The organism is Acidicapsa ligni, assembly GCF_025685655.1.
Taxonomy (GTDB): Bacteria; Acidobacteriota; Terriglobia; order Terriglobales; family Acidobacteriaceae; genus Acidicapsa; species Acidicapsa ligni.
This window is the reverse complement of sequence record NZ_JAGSYG010000002.1, coordinates 397,173-414,328: the sequence shown is the minus strand read 5'-3', so window position 1 is coordinate 414,328 and position 17,156 is coordinate 397,173. Positions and strand designations below refer to the sequence as shown.

14 protein-coding genes are annotated in these 17,156 nt (G+C 56.9%); 7 read left to right on the top strand and 7 right to left on the bottom strand.

The window, feature by feature from the left end:
- Window position 1 precedes the first annotated feature (1 nt).
- Window positions 2-1,873: a peptidylprolyl isomerase gene (locus OHL19_RS08045; RefSeq protein ID WP_263357125.1), complete on the bottom strand. Its 1,872-nt coding sequence runs from the start codon at window positions 1,871-1,873 to the stop codon at window positions 2-4.
- A gap of 229 nt (window positions 1,874-2,102) precedes the next feature.
- Here OHL19_RS08045 and OHL19_RS08040 point away from each other — a divergent pair, with 229 nt between their 5' ends.
- Both OHL19_RS08040 and OHL19_RS08035 read left to right on the top strand, forming a co-directional pair.
- The gene (locus OHL19_RS08040; protein WP_263357124.1) at window positions 2,103-3,719 is read left to right on the top strand and encodes a S41 family peptidase; all 1,617 of its coding nucleotides are present in this window, start codon (window positions 2,103-2,105) and stop codon (window positions 3,717-3,719) included.
- Window positions 3,720-3,850: 131 nt separating this feature from the next.
- Complete coding sequence (locus OHL19_RS08035; protein ID WP_263357123.1) at window positions 3,851-4,939, top strand: purine-nucleoside phosphorylase; 1,089 nt, start codon at window positions 3,851-3,853, stop codon at window positions 4,937-4,939.
- Here the strand turns inward: OHL19_RS08035 and dnaJ are convergent.
- From dnaJ to hrcA, 3 genes are all read right to left on the bottom strand, one after another.
- Window positions 4,936-6,063 (bottom strand): molecular chaperone DnaJ, encoded by a 1,128-nt coding sequence (dnaJ, locus tag OHL19_RS08030; RefSeq protein WP_317890552.1) that lies wholly within the window; start codon window positions 6,061-6,063, stop codon window positions 4,936-4,938. The genes OHL19_RS08035 and dnaJ overlap by 4 nt on opposite strands.
- Window positions 6,064-6,069: 6 nt before the next feature.
- Window positions 6,070-6,660: a nucleotide exchange factor GrpE gene (locus tag OHL19_RS08025; protein ID WP_263357121.1), complete on the bottom strand. Its 591-nt coding sequence runs from the start codon at window positions 6,658-6,660 to the stop codon at window positions 6,070-6,072.
- A 95-nt stretch (window positions 6,661-6,755) separates the two neighbouring features.
- Window positions 6,756-7,844, bottom strand: a complete 1,089-nt coding sequence (hrcA, locus tag OHL19_RS08020) for a heat-inducible transcriptional repressor HrcA (protein WP_263357120.1) — start codon at window positions 7,842-7,844, stop codon at window positions 6,756-6,758.
- 250 nt (window positions 7,845-8,094) lie between these two features.
- Here hrcA and OHL19_RS08015 point away from each other — a divergent pair, with 250 nt between their 5' ends.
- On the top strand, window positions 8,095-9,867 hold the full coding sequence (locus OHL19_RS08015) for a glycoside hydrolase family 13 protein (protein ID WP_263357631.1): 1,773 nt from the start codon (window positions 8,095-8,097) through the stop codon (window positions 9,865-9,867).
- Between the two features lie 41 nt (window positions 9,868-9,908).
- Window positions 9,909-10,904 (top strand): DUF1684 domain-containing protein, encoded by a 996-nt coding sequence (locus tag OHL19_RS08010; RefSeq protein WP_263357119.1) that lies wholly within the window; start codon window positions 9,909-9,911, stop codon window positions 10,902-10,904.
- Between the two features lie 167 nt (window positions 10,905-11,071).
- Here OHL19_RS08010 and OHL19_RS08005 read toward each other — a convergent pair whose 3' ends face one another.
- Together OHL19_RS08005 and OHL19_RS08000 are read right to left on the bottom strand one after the other, a co-directional pair.
- Entirely contained in the window at window positions 11,072-11,905 is an 834-nt protein-coding gene (locus OHL19_RS08005; RefSeq protein WP_263357118.1) for an Mrp/NBP35 family ATP-binding protein, read from the bottom strand.
- Between the two features lie 73 nt (window positions 11,906-11,978).
- On the bottom strand, window positions 11,979-12,467 hold the full coding sequence (locus OHL19_RS08000; protein WP_263357117.1) for an acyl-CoA thioesterase: 489 nt from the start codon (window positions 12,465-12,467) through the stop codon (window positions 11,979-11,981).
- Between the two features lie 283 nt (window positions 12,468-12,750).
- On the opposite strand from OHL19_RS08000, the gene OHL19_RS07995 reads away from it, so the two are divergent.
- From OHL19_RS07995 to OHL19_RS07985, 3 genes are all read left to right on the top strand, one after another.
- Complete coding sequence (locus OHL19_RS07995; protein WP_263357116.1) at window positions 12,751-13,062, top strand: tetratricopeptide repeat protein; 312 nt, start codon at window positions 12,751-12,753, stop codon at window positions 13,060-13,062.
- Between the two features lie 72 nt (window positions 13,063-13,134).
- The gene (locus OHL19_RS07990) at window positions 13,135-14,679 is read left to right on the top strand and encodes a magnesium chelatase (RefSeq protein ID WP_263357115.1); all 1,545 of its coding nucleotides are present in this window, start codon (window positions 13,135-13,137) and stop codon (window positions 14,677-14,679) included.
- Window positions 14,680-14,762: 83 nt separating this feature from the next.
- Window positions 14,763-16,034, top strand: coding sequence for a vWA domain-containing protein (locus OHL19_RS07985; RefSeq protein ID WP_263357114.1), 1,272 nt, complete (start codon window positions 14,763-14,765; stop codon window positions 16,032-16,034).
- A gap of 12 nt (window positions 16,035-16,046) precedes the next feature.
- On the opposite strand, the gene OHL19_RS07980 is transcribed toward OHL19_RS07985, so the two are convergent.
- The gene (locus tag OHL19_RS07980; RefSeq protein WP_263357113.1) at window positions 16,047-17,087 is read right to left on the bottom strand and encodes an LLM class flavin-dependent oxidoreductase; all 1,041 of its coding nucleotides are present in this window, start codon (window positions 17,085-17,087) and stop codon (window positions 16,047-16,049) included.
- Between the last annotated feature and the right edge of the window lie 69 nt (window positions 17,088-17,156).

Here is a 17,156-nt window from a genome sequence, read left to right as displayed (position 1 = left end):
GTTATTGCTGCGGAACCGGCTCGGTAGTGGGCGCCGGAGTCTGATCCGGAGCCGTCTGATCGACTGACGGGTTCTGGTTCACCGGAGGCGTTGGCGGCGTTGCTGGCTTGGGAGCAGGAGCACCAGGAACAGTAGGCGCTGGGGTCATCTCCAGAGGCTTCGTATCCGAGGGCTTCTTCGGCTGATCCTGCATGCGAGTCTTCTTGCCGTTGGTCTCAGCAACTGGTTTCTTTTTCTTGTGCTTCTTTGAAGTGTCCCCGGAGAGACCCAGCGGTGCCGTCTGCATCTGGCGATCGGCCACTTCACCTGCATCCGGCGGAGCTGGTGTAAATGAGTCGAGTTGCGGCCCCTTGGCCTTCGGCTCCTTGGCCAGCTTCATGCGAGCGCTGTAACGAGTCTTCTTTACTGGCGCGACGGGCTTATCCAAGGGATTATCCACATCCTGCGCTGCAGCACTCTCATCTGTTTTAGGCAGCGCGCCTGCATCCTCGGTCTTGGTCGCAGCGGCATTGGGCAGGGTTTCGCGTGGCGCCTGGCCATAGCGAATCTTTTCCTTCTTGCCTGGCTTCATCGAAGCATTTGCGGAAGCATTGACTTTCTTGCCCTTGGCCGCATTTGCACTCGTATCGGCAGTCGCCGGGAGAGCAGTAGCCGTTGCAGTACCCTTCTTGCGGAAACCATGCTCCGTTTCGCGGAAACGTGTGCGCTGCACCTTCTTCTTCTTCTTGATCGAAGGAGGGGTGTAGGCGCTGTAGATGGGCTTGGTCTCGCGCGGGCTGGCTGCCGTATCGACGTAGCCCGGCTTGATGTCGATATAAGCCTCTTCACGCATGGTCGTCAGGTAAGCGCGAATTGCCGGCTCCATACGGCTCTGGTAGAAGTTCTCCTCAACCTGCTGTTCGACGTCCTTGAACTGCGGAACGCCGCCCGTCACATGCTCGTCGACCTTGAGAATTACGTAGCCCTGCTTGGTGCGAATTGGCTCAGTGTACTGGCCTGCCTGAAGAGCGAAGGTCTTGTCTTCCAATACTTTCGCCAGGCTGTTACGGCCAAACTTGCCAAGATCTCCACCCTGGGCTGCGGTTGGTCCATCGCTATTGGAACGGGCCAGTTGATCAAAGTTGCCGCCATCCTTCAGCTTGGCCTCAACATCGTCGGCCTTAGCCTTGGCTGTCGCCAGTTTCTGCGGATCCTCCGGCTGCACGCCGCCCGGATCGGTGGCAGAAGGAGCAGGCTTACCCGTCGAGATAAGAATCTCGCTCAGATGCACGCTCTCCGGCTGGGTGTAATCCTGCTTGTGCGCTTCGAAGTAGCGCTGTACTTCGCCCGGGGTGACTGACACCTTGCGGCCCACCTGATCGCGCATGACCTGCTGGGTGATGATCTGATTGCGGATGTTCGCCTTGAAATCCTCAAAGGACACGCCCTGTTCCTTGGCAGCCTTTTCCAGGTCTTCCATGGTCTCCAGGTTGTACTTCTTGCGGATCTCGTCGAGCTGTTTCACAAGGTCGGTTTCGCCGGTCACGCCCAGCTCCTTGCCCTTGGAGAGCCAGAGCTGCTGGTCGATCAGGTTTCGCAGCAAATCCTTATGCTGATCCGAGATTTGCTGCATGGAGAGACCACGCTGGCGGCCATCCTGGTCAATCTCTTTCATGGCGCGGTCGTAATCCGACCGGGTGATGATCTGGTCGTTTACCCGGGCCACAATATCTTCAACCGTGACGCCCCCGTAAGGGCTGGCCGGTGCCGGATTGGTGGTGGAAGGATGGTTCTGCGCAACGGCGCCAACAGCGAGGAGCGCAGTGCCGAGCACGAGCAGCGCAGAGATTCGATAAGGTCGCAAGGTCATAGTAGGCAAAAGGATGGGCGGCATAAAAACTGGCCTGATCCTTAGACGTAATTGTAACCGCCCGGAAAGCAGCAAGACCGATTGGAAATCGAGTCGAGCCGCTACCCCCGGCGCAGCGGGCCCGTCCAATCCACACGATGTTATACTTTGCGTCAAGACAGCTCTGTCCGAGCCTCTTTGCCGGCGCCGTTCAAATACTGTTCATCCGCTCGACAAAGACCTTCGCGAAAAGCATCTGGAGGATCCCCGCATAATGTCTCCCCGCGCCCGACGGGCATTTTTTTCACTTGTAGTTTTTTTCAGCGTTTGCGCAATGGCAGGCACCCTGCTCCAACGCAAAGTCGGCGCCCAGTCCGCTGCGGACGAGTCGCAGCTTCGCGACAGCCTGAAGGCTTTCACGAACGTATATGCGCTGGTGGAACAGAACTACGCCGAACCAATCACCGGGGACAAGGCGGATACCGTAATTTATGACGGTGCAATTCCGGGCATGCTTCGGACTCTCGACCCTCACTCCAGCTTCCACGATCCAAAGGACTTCGCCAAGATGCGCGAAGATCAGCGCGGCCGCTATTACGGCGTGGGCATGGTCATCCAGCAGCAGTTGACAAAGATTTACGTCGTCACTCCCTACGAAGGCACCCCATCTTTCCGGGCGGGCGTCCATCCTGGCGACATTATCGCCACCATCGATGGAAAATCGACCGAGGGCATGACATCGGACTTTGTTGCCAAGACCCTGAAAGGGCCTAAAGGCACCAAGGTCAGCATCACCACCATCCGCGAGGGCCAGAGCAAGCCGCTCAGCTTTGACCTGATCCGCGATGAAATTCCCCACCCGTCTGTCGATCTCAAATACGAGATACGCCCCGGCATCGGCTACCTGCACCTCACCAACTTCCAGGAAACCACCGCTCGCGAAGTGGAAGAAGCCGTTGACGGATTCCCGAATCTGAAGGGTCTGGTCTTCGACATGCGCGGTAATCCGGGTGGCATGTTGAGCCAGGCGGTTGAGATTTGCGACCACCTGCTGTCCAAGGGACAGACCATCGTCTCCCAGCGCGGCCGCGCCTATCCCGACCAGGTGTACACCGCGACGCACGGGAATAGCGGTCACACATTTCCAATCGTGGTTCTCGTGAACCGGAATACAGCTTCGGCTGCGGAGATCGTGTCCGGCGCATTGCAAGATCATGATCGCGCCCTGATCGTCGGCGAAACCACCTTCGGCAAGGGACTCGTTCAAACCGTCTACAACCTGTCAGAAAACACAGGCCTGGCGCTGACGACATACCACTACTACACGCCCTCCGGCCGCCTGATCCAGCGCGATTACAAGGGCGTTTCGCTCTACAACTACTACTACAACCGCGCCAACGCTTTGCCCGCCGACAACACCAACAAAGAAGTCAAGATGACCGACGGCGGACGCACGGTGTACGGCGGCGGCGGCATCACTCCCGACGAAAAGATCGAGCCGCCCAAGTCCAACCACTTCATGGACACGCTGCTAAGTCCACTTCATGACTCGTTCTTCCACTTCGCGCCCCATTACCTTGCGACTCACACGGTCAACGCAGATTTCAAAGTGGACGATGCGGTCATTGCTGATTTCAAGCAGTTTCTCACCAGCCAGAATGTCGAGTGGACGAACGAAGATTTCGTCGGTCCCATGGATTGGATCAAGGCCAATATCAAGGCGAAAATCTTCACCATCCAGTTTGGCCAATTGCAGGGCCTGCGCACACAAGCAGACTGGGATCCAATGATCCAAAAGGCTGTAACCTACATACCTGAAGCGCAGTCTCTCGAAGACACCGCCCACAAGGTACTGGCGCAGAAGGCTGAAGCACGGCTCAACGTTAACTAATCCTTCCACGCAACAACAGGCACAGACAGAGAGCCACCCCAAGCGGGGTGGCTCTCTGTGTTTATGCTTTCATTGTTTGGCCTTCCTGGTTTGTGCCCGAGACCTTGGCTGCCGTACCATCGCAGCTACACATGCGTATTTTTCCTTGTTGCCTGATCGCACTTCTTACTCTGGTCCCATACGCCGGAGCTAAAACTAAAACTGCTTCGACACCACCGCCCATTCCTGTGAAGGTCGTTGCCGTCGCCATGTTTGAAGCTGGAGCAGACACCGGAGATATTCCCGGTGAATTACAGAATTGGGTCGAGCGCGATCACCTGGATACGATCTATCCGCTTCCTTCCGCTTACCATGATGTGCGTATGAATTCAGACGGTGAATTAGCCATCGTCACCGGCCAAGGCACAGCCTACGCCGCAGCAACGATCATGGCCCTGGGCCTCGATCCCCGCTTCGATCTGACGCATGCCTACTGGATCGTTGCCGGAATTGCAGGCGCCAATCCGGAATACGCTTCACTCGGTTCCGCCGTCTGGGCCAACTGGATCGTCGATGGTGACCTGGGCTACGAAATCGACGCGCGGGAGATTCCTCAAAACGCAACAGCGTGGTCTACCGGCATGGTTCCCCTGCGCAAGACAAAGCCTTTTGAAGAGCCGGCAGCAGCATTACCGGGCCAGTTCTATCAGACCAATCGATCGCTCATGCTCTGGGCCTATGGCCTCACGAAAAACGTCGCGCTTGCAGATTCCGCTCATCTGGCAGAGGTGCGCTCACACTTCGACGGAGCGGCAGCAAACAATCCGCCGCAGGTTCTGCTAGGCGATGAAGTATCCTCCTCCACCTACTGGCACGGTAAGCTCATGGATGCATGGGCCACCCGCTGGATGAGTTATTTCACCGGGGGGCAAGGAAAGTTTGTCACCACCGCCATGGAAGACACCGGCACACTGCAATCGCTTCGGCTACTTGCCAATGCAAAACGTGTCGATTGGCAGCGCGTCCTGATCCTGCGCACCGTCAGCAACTACGACCAGCAGCCCCGTGGCATGGACGCAGCCACCAGCCTGGCCGCACAGCGCACGAGTAAATTCGGCGCCTATCTGCCCTCGATCGAAAGCGCGTACACGGTGGGCCACACCGTCGTCACAGAGCTGCTCAAGAACTGGCCACAGTATCAGGAGCAAATCCCCAAACAGGAGCCTCAGCAGCAGCCTTAGTTGAACAAATCCTTCATCTTGTTCAGCATATTGCGTGAAGCTGGCTTGTTCTCGACCGACATACTATCGGCAAGCTGGCGAACCAGCTCGCGCTGTGTGCGTGACAGCTTCTTCGGAGTCTGAACCAGCACCTGCACAATCAGATCGCCGCGGCCATTTTCATTCAGATGCGGCACGCCCTCGTTGCGAATGCGGATCTCCTTGCCGCTCTGCGTCCCTTCCGGAATACGCAGCGTGACCTCGCCCTCAAGGCCTGGAATCTGCACCTCAGCACCAAGAGCAGCCTGCGGAAATGAGATCGGAACGACACAGTGCAGATCCACACCATCGCGCTCGAAGAAGTCATGCGCACGCACAGACAACACCACGTAAAGATCGCCACGAGGCCCACCAAAACGGCCAGCCTCACCTTCGCCGGAGTAGCGAATGCGCGTGCCATCTTCCACGCCCGCGGGTATCTTCACATTCATCTTGAACTCGCGCATTACACGCGTTTCACCACGGCAAGTAGTGCAAGGATCGGTGATCACCGTACCCGTGCCGCCGCAGTTTCCGCAAGCCCTGGCAACAGAGAAGAATCCCTGCTGGTAGCGCAACTGGCCGCGCCCCTGGCATGTCGCGCAAACCGTCGGTCCACGCCCGGAGGTCGTTCCTGCTCCGCGACAGGTCGCGCAGTTCTCGCGACGGCGAACCTTGACTTCCGTTTCCTTGCCGAAGACAGCTTCCTCGAACTCAATGGTCACATCGAAGCGAAGATCTTCCCCGCGCTGCACACGTGAGCCACGCCGCTGACCACCGCCGCCAAACATCTCTCCGAACAAGTCGCCGAAGATATCGCCCAGATCAGCAGCATCCGCGAACGGACCGCCACCATTGAATCCAGCGCCAGTCGCAGCATGGCCGTAACGATCGTAGGCCGCGCGCTTATCGCCATCACTCAATACCTGGTAGGCTTCGCTGGCTTCCTTGAAGCGCTCTTCCGCACTGGCATCGCCCGGATTGCGATCAGGGTGATACTTCATCGCCTGCTTGCGATAAGCCGTCTTTAGTTCAGTTTCACTTACTTCTCGAGTAACCCCGAGGACCTCGTAGTAATCTGCTTTGCTCACTTGATTCCTGGACATGTGTTTTTATGCTTCTGTCTGTTTTGAATTGGAGACAACACGCACCAGCGCAGGGCGCAGCAAGCGCTCGCGGATGCGGTATCCCTTGCGTATCTCTTCGGCGACAGACTGGTCAGGCAGATCATCCCGCTCCACCGAACCCAACGCCTCATGCACACGCGGATCAAACTCCTGCCCCACTGTCGGAACCACCTGTACCTGCAGGCCCCGTAGCGTCTCATCCATCTGCTTCACGATCAATTCCACGCCGGTCCGCAACTGCTCGGCCGAGGCGTTGGCATTGAGCGCCAGCGCAAAGTTATCCAGCACCGGCAAAAAGCTCTCGACCACCGAACCGGTAGCATAGTCGCGAAACTCCGATTTCTCTCGCTCCTGCCGCTTGCGAGCATTTTCGAACTCTGCCTGCAACCGCGCCAATCGATCCACGAGTTGATCTCGCTCTGCCTTCAGCTCGGCAAACTCCGCAGCCGTAGGACCGGGCTCTTCAACGAGACCAATCTTCGCTTCCGATGCATCTCCAGGAACGCCTTCCTCGGTCGTCAAGATATTCCCGCCTGCCGCCGGTGCAACTCCGTATTCTTCTTCCCGCTTAGCCATAACACTCCGTCTCACATGCCCTGCAAAGGACAGAAATAATAATTGCAAATCCCGAGTTTCGAGACTTCAAATCTACAACCAGATTCCATGAATTTCTACTGCGGCGGTGCTTCCAAAACGCGCTCCGACAAACCGGCAATGTAACTCACTGCCTGCATGATTTCCTGATACTGCATGCGTGTGGGCGCAATCACTGCCACCGTTCCCATGCTCTCCGCGCCAAAGCGTGCCGGAGCACCAATCAACACCAGATCCTGCATCGCGGGCATCGCTTCATCGAGCCCCACTACGACGCGCACCTCGTGCTGCCGCGAGTCTACGTACGCGTTCAGCAACTCCACCAGCCGCTGCTTGGCGTCGAGAGCCACCAGCATCTGGCGCAACCGCTCACGATCCAGCTCACCCGCCAGCAGATTAGCCATCCCCTCAACATATATCGTCGGTCCTGCAAACTCCGCCGCCAGTGCGCCCTGCCTGCAAAGCTCATCCAGAGAACGCAGCCGCATATCGTATTCGGCCCGCTCCGCATCGATTCTACGGGCCACTTCAACACGAATTTTATCCAGGGGCCAGCCGCGAAAATTCTCATTCAGGTACCGTGCTGAAATCTCCAGGTCGTCGTAACTCAACTCACGATCGATCGTCAGCACTCGATCCTGAACCGTACCCGCCTTGGTCACCAGCACGGCAAGAACTCGCCCTGTCGCTAGCCGTGAAAAGTGGATATGCTCCAGTACCTGCTGCACCGTCGAACTGGCCAACGCCACACCAAGACCGCTCGAAATCAGCGCGAGTACGTGGGAGGTCCGCTCCAGGTATTGCTGCGACGAAGTCACGCCAGTAAAGCTATCTTCAATTTGCTCACGGCGATAGTCGCTTATCTGACTCAACTGCACGTTGGTGGCAGCCACTCCGGCTCGTGCCGATTGCTGCAACTGCTCCACGTGATAACGAAAAGCTTTCGGTGTCGGCAATCGTCCAGCAGACGTATGCGGCTGATCCAGCATTCCGGTTTCATCCAGCAAGGCCATCACATTGCGAATGGTTGCCGAACTCAACCCGTCCTTATTGTCGAAATAACGAGCCACGGCCTGCGACGAAACCGGCTCCCCGGTTGCGATGTAAATCTCGATGATCGCCGTTAGCACCATCCGTTCACGCGGACTGATGCGGTACTCGTTCATCCCGAACCCCTCAGGTAACTTACTGTTTCCCTTAGACTTACCGAGAGAAACGAACGTAACTCACCACTTTCCATTCTAGGCAGCACTGGAAGCACTGTCAAGATCGGCTGCGGCCCGCACCAGGATTGAGATTTATGCCCATTTACCAGGATAAAATCAGGTGTCGCCAAGGGTCCCATTTCCCGAACTCTCCTCAGCTACCCGATTTCGGACAGAGGACACGGGCGATGCCCGGAGGCTATCTTTGAAAATGCTGCGCACCACACTCCTCGTCGTCGCTGCAATCGCTTGCCCTTTCATCGTTCCGATCGGTCCGCTGGCCGCGCGAGCGCAAACCCCTGCAACCGAAACCACGCCCAACGGCTACCACCGTAAATGGTGGAAAGAAGCCGTCGTCTATCAGATCTATCCGCGCTCATTCAAAGACTCCAACGGCGACGGCATCGGCGATCTGAAAGGCATCACAGCTCAGCTCGACTACATTCAGCAGCTCGGCGTGAATGTCATCTGGCTCAGCCCTCACTACGATTCTCCCAATGCGGACAATGGCTACGACATTCGCGATTACCGCAAGGTCATGGCTGAGTTCGGCACCATGGACGACTTCGACGCCATGCTCAAAGCCATCAAGCAGCGTCACATGAAACTCATCCTCGACCTCGTCGTAAACCACTCCAGCGACGAGCATCGATGGTTCGTCGAGAGCAGCAAGTCCAAAGACAATCCCTTCCGCGATTACTACATCTGGAAGCCCGGCAAGAACGGCGGCCCGCCAAATAACTGGACATCTTTCTTCTCCGGCTCAGCATGGAAGAAAGACCCGGCTACGGGTGAGTACTATCTGCATCTCTTCGCCGAAAAGCAACCCGATCTCAACTGGGAAAACCCCAGGGTCCGTGCCGAAGTTTATGACCTGATGAAGTTCTGGCTCGACAAGGGAGTCGATGGCTTCCGCATGGATGTTATCCCCTTCATCTCCAAAGATCAGAGCTTTCCGGATCTCACACCTGCTGAACTTGAGCACCCACAATTCAAATACGCAATGGGCCCGCGCCTGCATGAATATCTGCAGGAGATGAATCGAAATGTGCTGAGCAAATACGACGCCATGACCGTCGGCGAAGCCTTTGGAGTCACACTCGATCAGACACCATCTCTAGTTGATGAACGTCGCAACGAACTGAACATGATCTTCAACTTCGACGCAGTGCGCATCAACCAGGACAACCGCACGTGGAAGGGTTGGACGCTACCGGAATTGAAAGCTGTCTACACTCGCCAGGATCAAAATCTCGACGTGCATAGCTGGAACACAATCTTCCTTTCCAACCACGACAATCCACGCCTGGTATCCAGCTTTGGCGATGACTCACCCGGCAATCGCATCCCCTCGGGAAAGCTGCTCGCAACCATGCTGCTCACGCTCAAGGGCACTCCCTTTATCTACCAGGGAGATGAGTTAGGCATGACCAACTATCCATTCAAAAGCATTGAGGATTTCAATGACATCGCGGTCATCAATGCGTGGAAAGAAAGTGTGGTCTCAGGCAAGGAGAGCGCGGAAACATTCCTTAACGGCGTACGTCGAGTCAGCCGGGATAATGCCCGCACGCCAATGCAATGGGATAACTCGACCAATGGCGGATTTACTACCGCGGATAAGTCATGGCTGGCCATCAATCCCAATTACACACAGATCAACGCGAAGCAGGAAACGGCCGATCCCGACTCGATCTATAACTACTATCGCCAGTTGATCAGGCTTCGCAGTGCAACACCCGCACTTACGTATGGCGACTACAAAGACCTCGACCCCGCGAATGCCAAAATCTTCGCCTACACACGCACACTAGGCAACGCGAATTATCTCATCGTCCTCAACTTCTCTAGCACTCCAAACGAATATCGACTGCCCGGCAAACTCTCCGCAGGTCAGTTGATATTTGGCAACCTCAAAAGCAAAGAGCAGAAGACCCCTACGCTGCACCTGGAGCCCTGGGAGGCACGCGTCTACAAACAATAGACAGGCCATGGAATCGACAGCGATAAGGTATCTTCTAAATCATGAACATCGCCCATACTTCTTCTGTTCGCAGCGCCTCCCGGAGGATTCGTCGAGCGCTGCGCCTGGTGCCTGCAATCGTCCTGATCGGTGTTGTCGGCATCGTGCCTTCGAATGCAGCGACCCACAAAAAGGCCGACGCAGAACCTGCGCCCGACTCAGCATGGCATAACGAACTCGAGCAATGGCGTACGGCTCGCGCCAGCGAACTCTCCGCGCCAGACGGATGGATGACCCTTGTCGGCCTGGAGTGGCTTAAGCCAGGCAAGAATACCATCGGCCTCGCAGCGGATAGCCAGGTTCGCCTGAAGGGCCACGCACCGGAGTACCTCGCCGTCATCGAAGTCAATGGTAGCCAATTACGGCTAGCCGCTCCGGCAGGCGGATTCCCGCCACATCTGCTCGTGGACGGGCAGCCCGCGCACGAAGGCCCGCTTCAGCCGGACGACGAAAAGGCATCCGTGATCTCCGACGAAAATCTCACACTAGTCGTACTCCATCGCGGAGACCGCTTTGCCTTGCGCATCAAGGATGCCCAGTCGCCTACACGCACTAGCTTCCGTGGCCTGCACTGGTACGCTCCGGACGCAAGATACCGCGTAACCGCAAAGTGGATTCCCTTCAATCCTCCACATACAGAAAAAATCCCCACCATTATCGGCACCACGCTGGACATGCCCGCACCAGGCCTCGCAGAGTTCACGCTCGACGGCAAAACCATCCAGTTGGAACCAGTGCTCGAAGAACCAAATGCCAAGGAATTTTTCTTTATCCTGCGAGATGCCACCAGCCACACCACGACTTACGAGGCGGCTCGTTTTCTCTATACCAGCCTGCCGGATCACGGGATGGATCAGCCCGGAACGGTAGTCCTCGATTTCAACCGCCTGCAAAACCCGCCCTGCGCCTACACGCCCTACGCAACGTGTCCGCTACCGCCCTACGTCAACCGGTTGGCCATCTCTATCCCCGCAGGAGAACAGCGCTACGCACACTAGGCCGCTGTTGTATTCCGTCTCACATAATTAAATACAGGCTCCCCGTCCTTTGTGAGCACTTGCACAAAGGGCGGGATAGCAAAAGATTCGCCTTAACGAAAAAACGAAGCTCCTGAAGAAATCCTCCGGAAGCTTCGCCTCTTATACTCGCGTCTTACAACAACCAATTAACTGATTTCGATAACTTCCCCGCTCCGCGAAGCCGCCTCTTCTGCGCGCTCCGTAACCTTGCGAGCGATGGCGTAAAACTCCGCCGCTTGCGCAGACTCCGGACCCGCCAATGCAATCGGCAAGCCACGATCGCCGCCCTCACGAATCGCTGGAACGAGCTCAACCGACCCTAAAAACGGCACATTGAACTGCTGAGCAGTTCGCTCGGCACCTCCCCTGGAGAAGATGTCAATAATCTCGCTGCAATGCGGGCAGGTGAAGTGGCTCATATTCTCCACAATGCCCAGCACTTCGACGTTCACCTGCGCAAACATCTCCAGGGCTTTGCGAGCATCCTGCAATGCCACGTCGCTCGGCGTAGAAACCACCACTGCGCCCGTGAGCGGAACGGTCTGCACCAGCGAGATAACAACATCGCCCGTACCGGGAGGCAAATCCACAATCAGATAGTCCAGCTCGCCCCACTCCACCTGCTGCAAAAACTGCCGAATGATCTGGTGCAGCATGGGTCCACGCATTACCAGCGGCTTGTCGCCCGGCGAGATGTAGCCAATCGAGATCGTCTTGACGCCATGCGTAAAATTCGGCTCAATCTGGTTATCCGGTCCTACCTTCGGTTGTTGACTGCTGCCCATCATCAGCGGGATATTCGGCCCATAAATATCCGCGTCGATCAAGCCCACCTTTTGCCCCATGCGCGAAAGCGCAATCGCCAGATTGACAGCGACCGTGGTCTTGCCCACGCCGCCCTTGCCGGAACCCACTGCAATGATCTTGCCTACTCCCGGCAGCGGCAACGGCGCTGGGGGAACTGAATGTCCATGTGCCATAACGACTTCCTTCCAAATACCTGTCTTTAGTGTAGAACCGAAATCACGACCATCACGCGCGACACGTCCGTCATTACGCCTTGCCGGATGGAATGCTGCCCAGGCCAACGGGCGCCAGCTTCGCCAGCTTTCGCCGCTCCGATTCCGCCTCGCGATGTTCCCGGCGACGCTGTGCATCTTCATAGCGGCGCTGCTCGTCCGGAGTTTCCGGCGTAAGCTCTGGCACACGAACTCGATTGCCATCCTTGTCGATCGCCACGAATACCAGGTAGGCGCTCGCTACGTGCCGATAGACGCCCGCCTGCGTGTCTTCTGCCCAAACCTTCACGCCTACTTCCATCGAAGTCGAAAACGCCCGGTTGACACTGGACTTGAGATTCAGCAAATCCCCCACATGCACCGGCTGAATGAAATCGATATGGTCCATCGATGCCGTCACCACATGCGTCCGCGAATGGCGATAAGCAGCCATTGCCCCCACCAGGTCGATGAAGTGCATCAAGCGTCCGCCGAGCATATTGCCCAGCGTATTCGTGTCGTTAGGCAGGATGATCTCCGTCATCTCGGATCGTGAATCCGACACAGAGCGAGGCGCGCGTTTAGACGGGCCTGATTCAGAACTGGTTGGGATTGCTTCTATTTGCGTCATAAGTGAACTTGTCTCTTTCCCTTGCCGGTGCCACGGTACTGCGAAGTTCCGATTTCCCCTGCGACCAGTCACGCAACACAAGCGATTAAACTGAATTCATCAGCAGGGGAGATCGGTGCACCATCTCCAGTTTCAGCAATCGCTCTCAATTTCGCAAATGCCGATGTTTTCAACACCATAAGGAAACCCAGGAGCCATGGACAAGATCGCAGGACTTAAAGAGATTCTCACCCTCGACCCCGGCAACACTTTCGCCCGCTACGGCCTCGCGATGGAGTACGTCGGCCAGGGTCAGATTGAAACGGGCCTGGCCGAGTTCGACGCCCTGCTCACAGCCAATCCCGACTATACTGCCGGTTATTTCATGGCCGCGCAAACGCTGGCCAAAGAAGAACGCATTCCCGAAGCCATCGACCGCCTCAAATCCGGCATCGAAAGCGCCCGACGAACCGGTAACAACCACGCCCTCAGCGAGATGCAGGGCATGCTGGATGAGTTGGACAGGTAGATTCTTCCTGGCGCACTCCTGCATCTTCCAGCCCACTCGGCTAATCTAAGGAAGACCCAAGGGAGGGCTTTGATGTCCCAGACTGCACCGCTACCTCTCACGCTTGGCGAACTTCGCGCCAGCCGCCTCTACTCTGAAGCCCGCCTGGCTCATCGCACAGTCAAAGACGAGATGCGCGACAACCTCATCGTCCGCCTACGCGAAAAGAAGCCGCTATTTGACGGCATCGTCGGTTATGAAGACACGGTCGTGCCCCAGGTAGCAAACGCCATTTTGTCCAAGCAGAATTTCATCCTCCTGGGTCTGCGTGGCCAGGCTAAGAGCCGTATTCTCAGATCTCTCACCAGCCTGCTCGACACGCACGTACCCTACGTCGCCGGATGCGAAATCCGCGACAATCCCTACGCGCCTTTGTGCCGCCGCTGCCGCACGCTTATTGCCGAAGAAGGCGAAGCCACGCCCATCGCATGGCTCTCTACGGATGACCGCTACGTCGAAAAGCTCGCCACACCCGACGTCACCGTTGCTGACCTGATCGGCGATCTTGACCCGATCAAAGCCGCTCGCGGAGGTCACGACCTCGCCAGCGAACTCACCATGCACTACGGCCTGCTGCCCCGCGCCAATCGCGGCATCTTTGCCGTGAACGAACTGCCCGATCTCGCTGGAAAAATCCAGGTCGCGCTCTTCAACATCCTTCAGGAAGGCGATATCCAGATCAAGGGCTATCCCATCCGCCTCGCGCTCGACGTGGCCCTGGTCTTCTCCGCCAATCCCGAGGACTACACTGCCCGCGGCAAAATTGTTACCCCGCTCAAGGATCGCATCGGCTCCGAAATCCGCACCCACTACGCCAGCACTGTCGAAGAAGGCATTGCCATCACGCTGCAGGAAGCATGGACAAAGCGCAACCTCGGCACACTGGAGATTCCAACCTACCTCCGCGAAATTGTCGAGCAGGTTGCCTTTCTAGCCCGCGATGACAAACGCGTGGATAAGCGCTCCGGCGTCAGCCAGCGTCTGCCTATTTCGACACTGGAACTGGTCGTCTCCAACGCCGAGCGTCGCGCGCTTTCGCACGGCGAAACGCTGATCGTCCCCCGCATCACCGATCTTTATGCTGCCCTGCCCGGCATCACCGGCAAGCTCGAACTTGAGTACGAAGGCGAACTTCGCGGAGCCGACACGATCGTTCGCGAAATTCTGAAAAATGCCTCCGCCAAGGTCTACGACAAATACTTCACCCAGAAAGATGGCGAGGCCATCAACACGCAGCAGATCGAGCAATGGTTCCACCTCGGCGGCGCTCTGCAAATGGACGACACAGACTCCTCCGAAGAGATCGTCAAGAAGCTCTCGCAGATTCAGGGCCTCATCGAAAAGCTTGGCGCGCTGGGTGTAAAGACCAAGGATGCGCCGGCAAAAGTAGTAGCCGCAGCCGAGCTTCTGCTCGAAGGTCTCTACGCTCACCGCAAACTCAGCCGGAGCGAAGAACGCGGCTTCAGCGGCCCCGAAAAATCCACGCGGCGCGAGCAGCGGCAATCCGGCGACAACGAACAGCAGCAGTATGAAGACTGGCAGCAGCGCAAGTCCGGCAGGCGCGGCAGCTTCAACTAGCAGCAATCAACGAATGAGAGTGCCGCACCTGGCTGGATCTTTGTTCTTCCGGCCAGGGTGGATTTTCACAAACCGGAGAAACCATGAAGCGCACCAGCTACACCCGATACAACGGCGACCTAGCCGACGACATCGATCTCGAAAATCTGATGCAGCAGCTTTCCGACTATCTGCTCGATTCAGGTTTTGAAAATCCGATGATGCGCTTTCAGGAACTGAACGGCGAACAGTCCCTCGACAATCTCCGCGAGGCTATACGTCAGGCTCTTGAGAATGGCGATTTTGATGAGCAGCTCAGAGACAAGCTCGCCCAGGCATCAGAAGAAGACGCACTCGAAGAACTGATCGACAAGCTCATCCAGCGCATGGAGCAGCAGGACTACGTCCGCATCGACGATCCGAATCAGCAGAACGATCCCTCACGCCCCTCAGGCAATGCCGGTCAGGTAGGAGAGGGCGAGTCCGAAGCCCGCTTTGAAGTGACGGACAAATCCCTAGACTTCCTCGGTTACAAGGCGCTTCAGGATCTGCTCGGATCTATGGGGCGAGCAAGCGGCGGCCGCCATGACACGCCGTATCAGGCCACTGGGGTCGAAACCAACGGATCGTCCCGCCCCTACGAGTTCGGCGATACACTGAATCTCGATTCAACCGCGACGCTCGCCGCCGCCATCGCCGCGCAGTCCGAAGCGCTCCTGCCTGGCGAAAGCCTTACACTGCCTATCGAGATCGACTACCCACATCTGCACGTACAGCAGTGTGATTATCAATCAAGTTGCGCAACGGTAGTGATGCTCGACTGCTCCCACTCGATGATCCTCTATGGGGAAGATCGCTTCACGCCCGCCAAGCGAGTAGCCATGGCGCTCTCGCATCTCATCCGCACACAGTACCCTGGCGATACGCTCTCACTGGTGCTCTTCCATGACTCCGCGGAAGAAGTACCCATCTCGCAGATTGCCCGCGTCAAGGTCGGCCCGCACTACACCAACACGCGCGAAGGCCTGCGACTCTCACGCAGCATCCTCAATCGCCAGCGCAAAGAGATGCGCCAGATCGTTATGATCACCGATGGCAAACCCTCCGCGCTGACGTTGCCCGATGGACGTATCTACAAAAATTCCTTCGGACTTGATCCGCTCGTACTATCGGAAACATTGGAAGAAGTAGCCCGCTGCCGCCGCGCAGGAATCCTGATCAACACCTTCATGCTCGCGACCGATCCCGGCCTCGTGCAATTTGTGCAGAGAGTCAGCGCCATGTGTCGCGGCAAAGCCTACTTCACCACCCCCGACACGCTCGGCAGCTACCTGATGATGGACTTCCTGAATCGCAAGATGAAGACCGTCAACTAAGCTCCTGCATTCTCATGCAGTACCAAGCGCCTTCCGCACGGCTGGCGCAACCTTTGTTCCCAGCAACTCAATCGACTTCATCATGGTCGCGTGAGGAACCTCGCCTACCGTCATCTGGAAGTCCAGTCGTGCAATACCACCCAGCACTTCGTTGGTGTATAGCACTTTCTCCACGACAGCCTGAGCATCGCCAATAATCAGCGCTCCGGTCTTTCCACGCACCGCATCGAATTGTGCGCGCGTCGTCGGGGGCCAGCCGCGTTCCTTCCCAATCTCGGTGAATGTTTTCGCATAGCCGGGAAAAAAATCATCTGCAGCCTCTTGCGTCGTGTTGCCTACAAAGCCAAGCGAATGTAGCCCGACCTTGAGCTTTTCACGTGGTTGACCGGCGCGGCTACCCGCTTCGTAGTACAGATCGATCAGCGGGCGAAAGCGATGCGCCTCTCCGCCAATAATTGCAACCATCAACGGCAGTCCGAGATAGCCAGCGCGAGCGAATGACTCCGGCGTTCCTCCAACACCGACCCAGATAGGTAACTCCGCCTGCAATGGCCTCGGAAACACGCCTTGCCCGGTAAGTGGCGCACGATGTCTGCCGGTCCAATTCACATGTGTATTCTTGCGAATCTCCAGGAGCAACCCAAGCTTTTCTTCGAAGAGCGAATCATAGTCGCGCAGACTCAAGCCAAACAGCGGATAGGCATCTGTAAACGAGCCCCGCCCCGCCACGATCTCTGCACGGCCATCGGAGATGAGGTCCAGCGTAGCGAACTCCTGAAAGACGCGCACGGGATCTGCAGCACTCAACACCGTCACCGCGCTCGCCAGCCGAATCTTCTTTGTCTTTGCCGCAGCAGCGGCCAGGATAATCGTAGGCGCAGAATCGAGAAACTCCTCGCGATGATGCTCACCGACACCAAACGCATCGAGGCCTACCTGATCCGCGAGTTCAATCTCTTCAAGTAGATTACGCAGCCGTTCGCTCGGCGAAATCGAAATACCCGTCTCTGAGTTACGGCTTGCCGCCGCGAAACTATCAATGCCAATCTGCATTTATCGCCCCCGTCTAGTGGTTACCCTAAGCCTTCGATGCAGCTAATCTCAACATGATTCAGGACAAAG

Coding starts and splice junctions, on each gene's coding strand:
- OHL19_RS08010 (WP_263357119.1), top strand. CDS start 9,909: ATGAACATCGCCCATACTTCTTCTGTTCGCAGCGCCTCCCGGAGGATT.
- OHL19_RS08040 (WP_263357124.1), top strand. CDS start 2,103: ATGTCTCCCCGCGCCCGACGGGCATTTTTTTCACTTGTAGTTTTTTTC.
- dnaJ (WP_317890552.1), bottom strand. CDS start 6,063: ATGTCCAGGAATCAAGTGAGCAAAGCAGATTACTACGAGGTCCTCGGG.
- hrcA (WP_263357120.1), bottom strand. CDS start 7,844: ATGAACGAGTACCGCATCAGTCCGCGTGAACGGATGGTGCTAACGGCG.
- OHL19_RS08015 (WP_263357631.1), top strand. CDS start 8,095: ATGCTGCGCACCACACTCCTCGTCGTCGCTGCAATCGCTTGCCCTTTC.
- OHL19_RS07985 (WP_263357114.1), top strand. CDS start 14,763: ATGAAGCGCACCAGCTACACCCGATACAACGGCGACCTAGCCGACGAC.
- OHL19_RS07995 (WP_263357116.1), top strand. CDS start 12,751: ATGGACAAGATCGCAGGACTTAAAGAGATTCTCACCCTCGACCCCGGC.
- OHL19_RS07990 (WP_263357115.1), top strand. CDS start 13,135: ATGTCCCAGACTGCACCGCTACCTCTCACGCTTGGCGAACTTCGCGCC.
- OHL19_RS08025 (WP_263357121.1), bottom strand. CDS start 6,660: ATGGCTAAGCGGGAAGAAGAATACGGAGTTGCACCGGCGGCAGGCGGG.
- OHL19_RS08045 (WP_263357125.1), bottom strand. CDS start 1,873: ATGCCGCCCATCCTTTTGCCTACTATGACCTTGCGACCTTATCGAATC.
- OHL19_RS08005 (WP_263357118.1), bottom strand. CDS start 11,905: ATGGCACATGGACATTCAGTTCCCCCAGCGCCGTTGCCGCTGCCGGGA.
- OHL19_RS07980 (WP_263357113.1), bottom strand. CDS start 17,087: ATGCAGATTGGCATTGATAGTTTCGCGGCGGCAAGCCGTAACTCAGAG.
- OHL19_RS08035 (WP_263357123.1), top strand. CDS start 3,851: ATGCGTATTTTTCCTTGTTGCCTGATCGCACTTCTTACTCTGGTCCCA.
- OHL19_RS08000 (WP_263357117.1), bottom strand. CDS start 12,467: ATGACGGAGATCATCCTGCCTAACGACACGAATACGCTGGGCAATATG.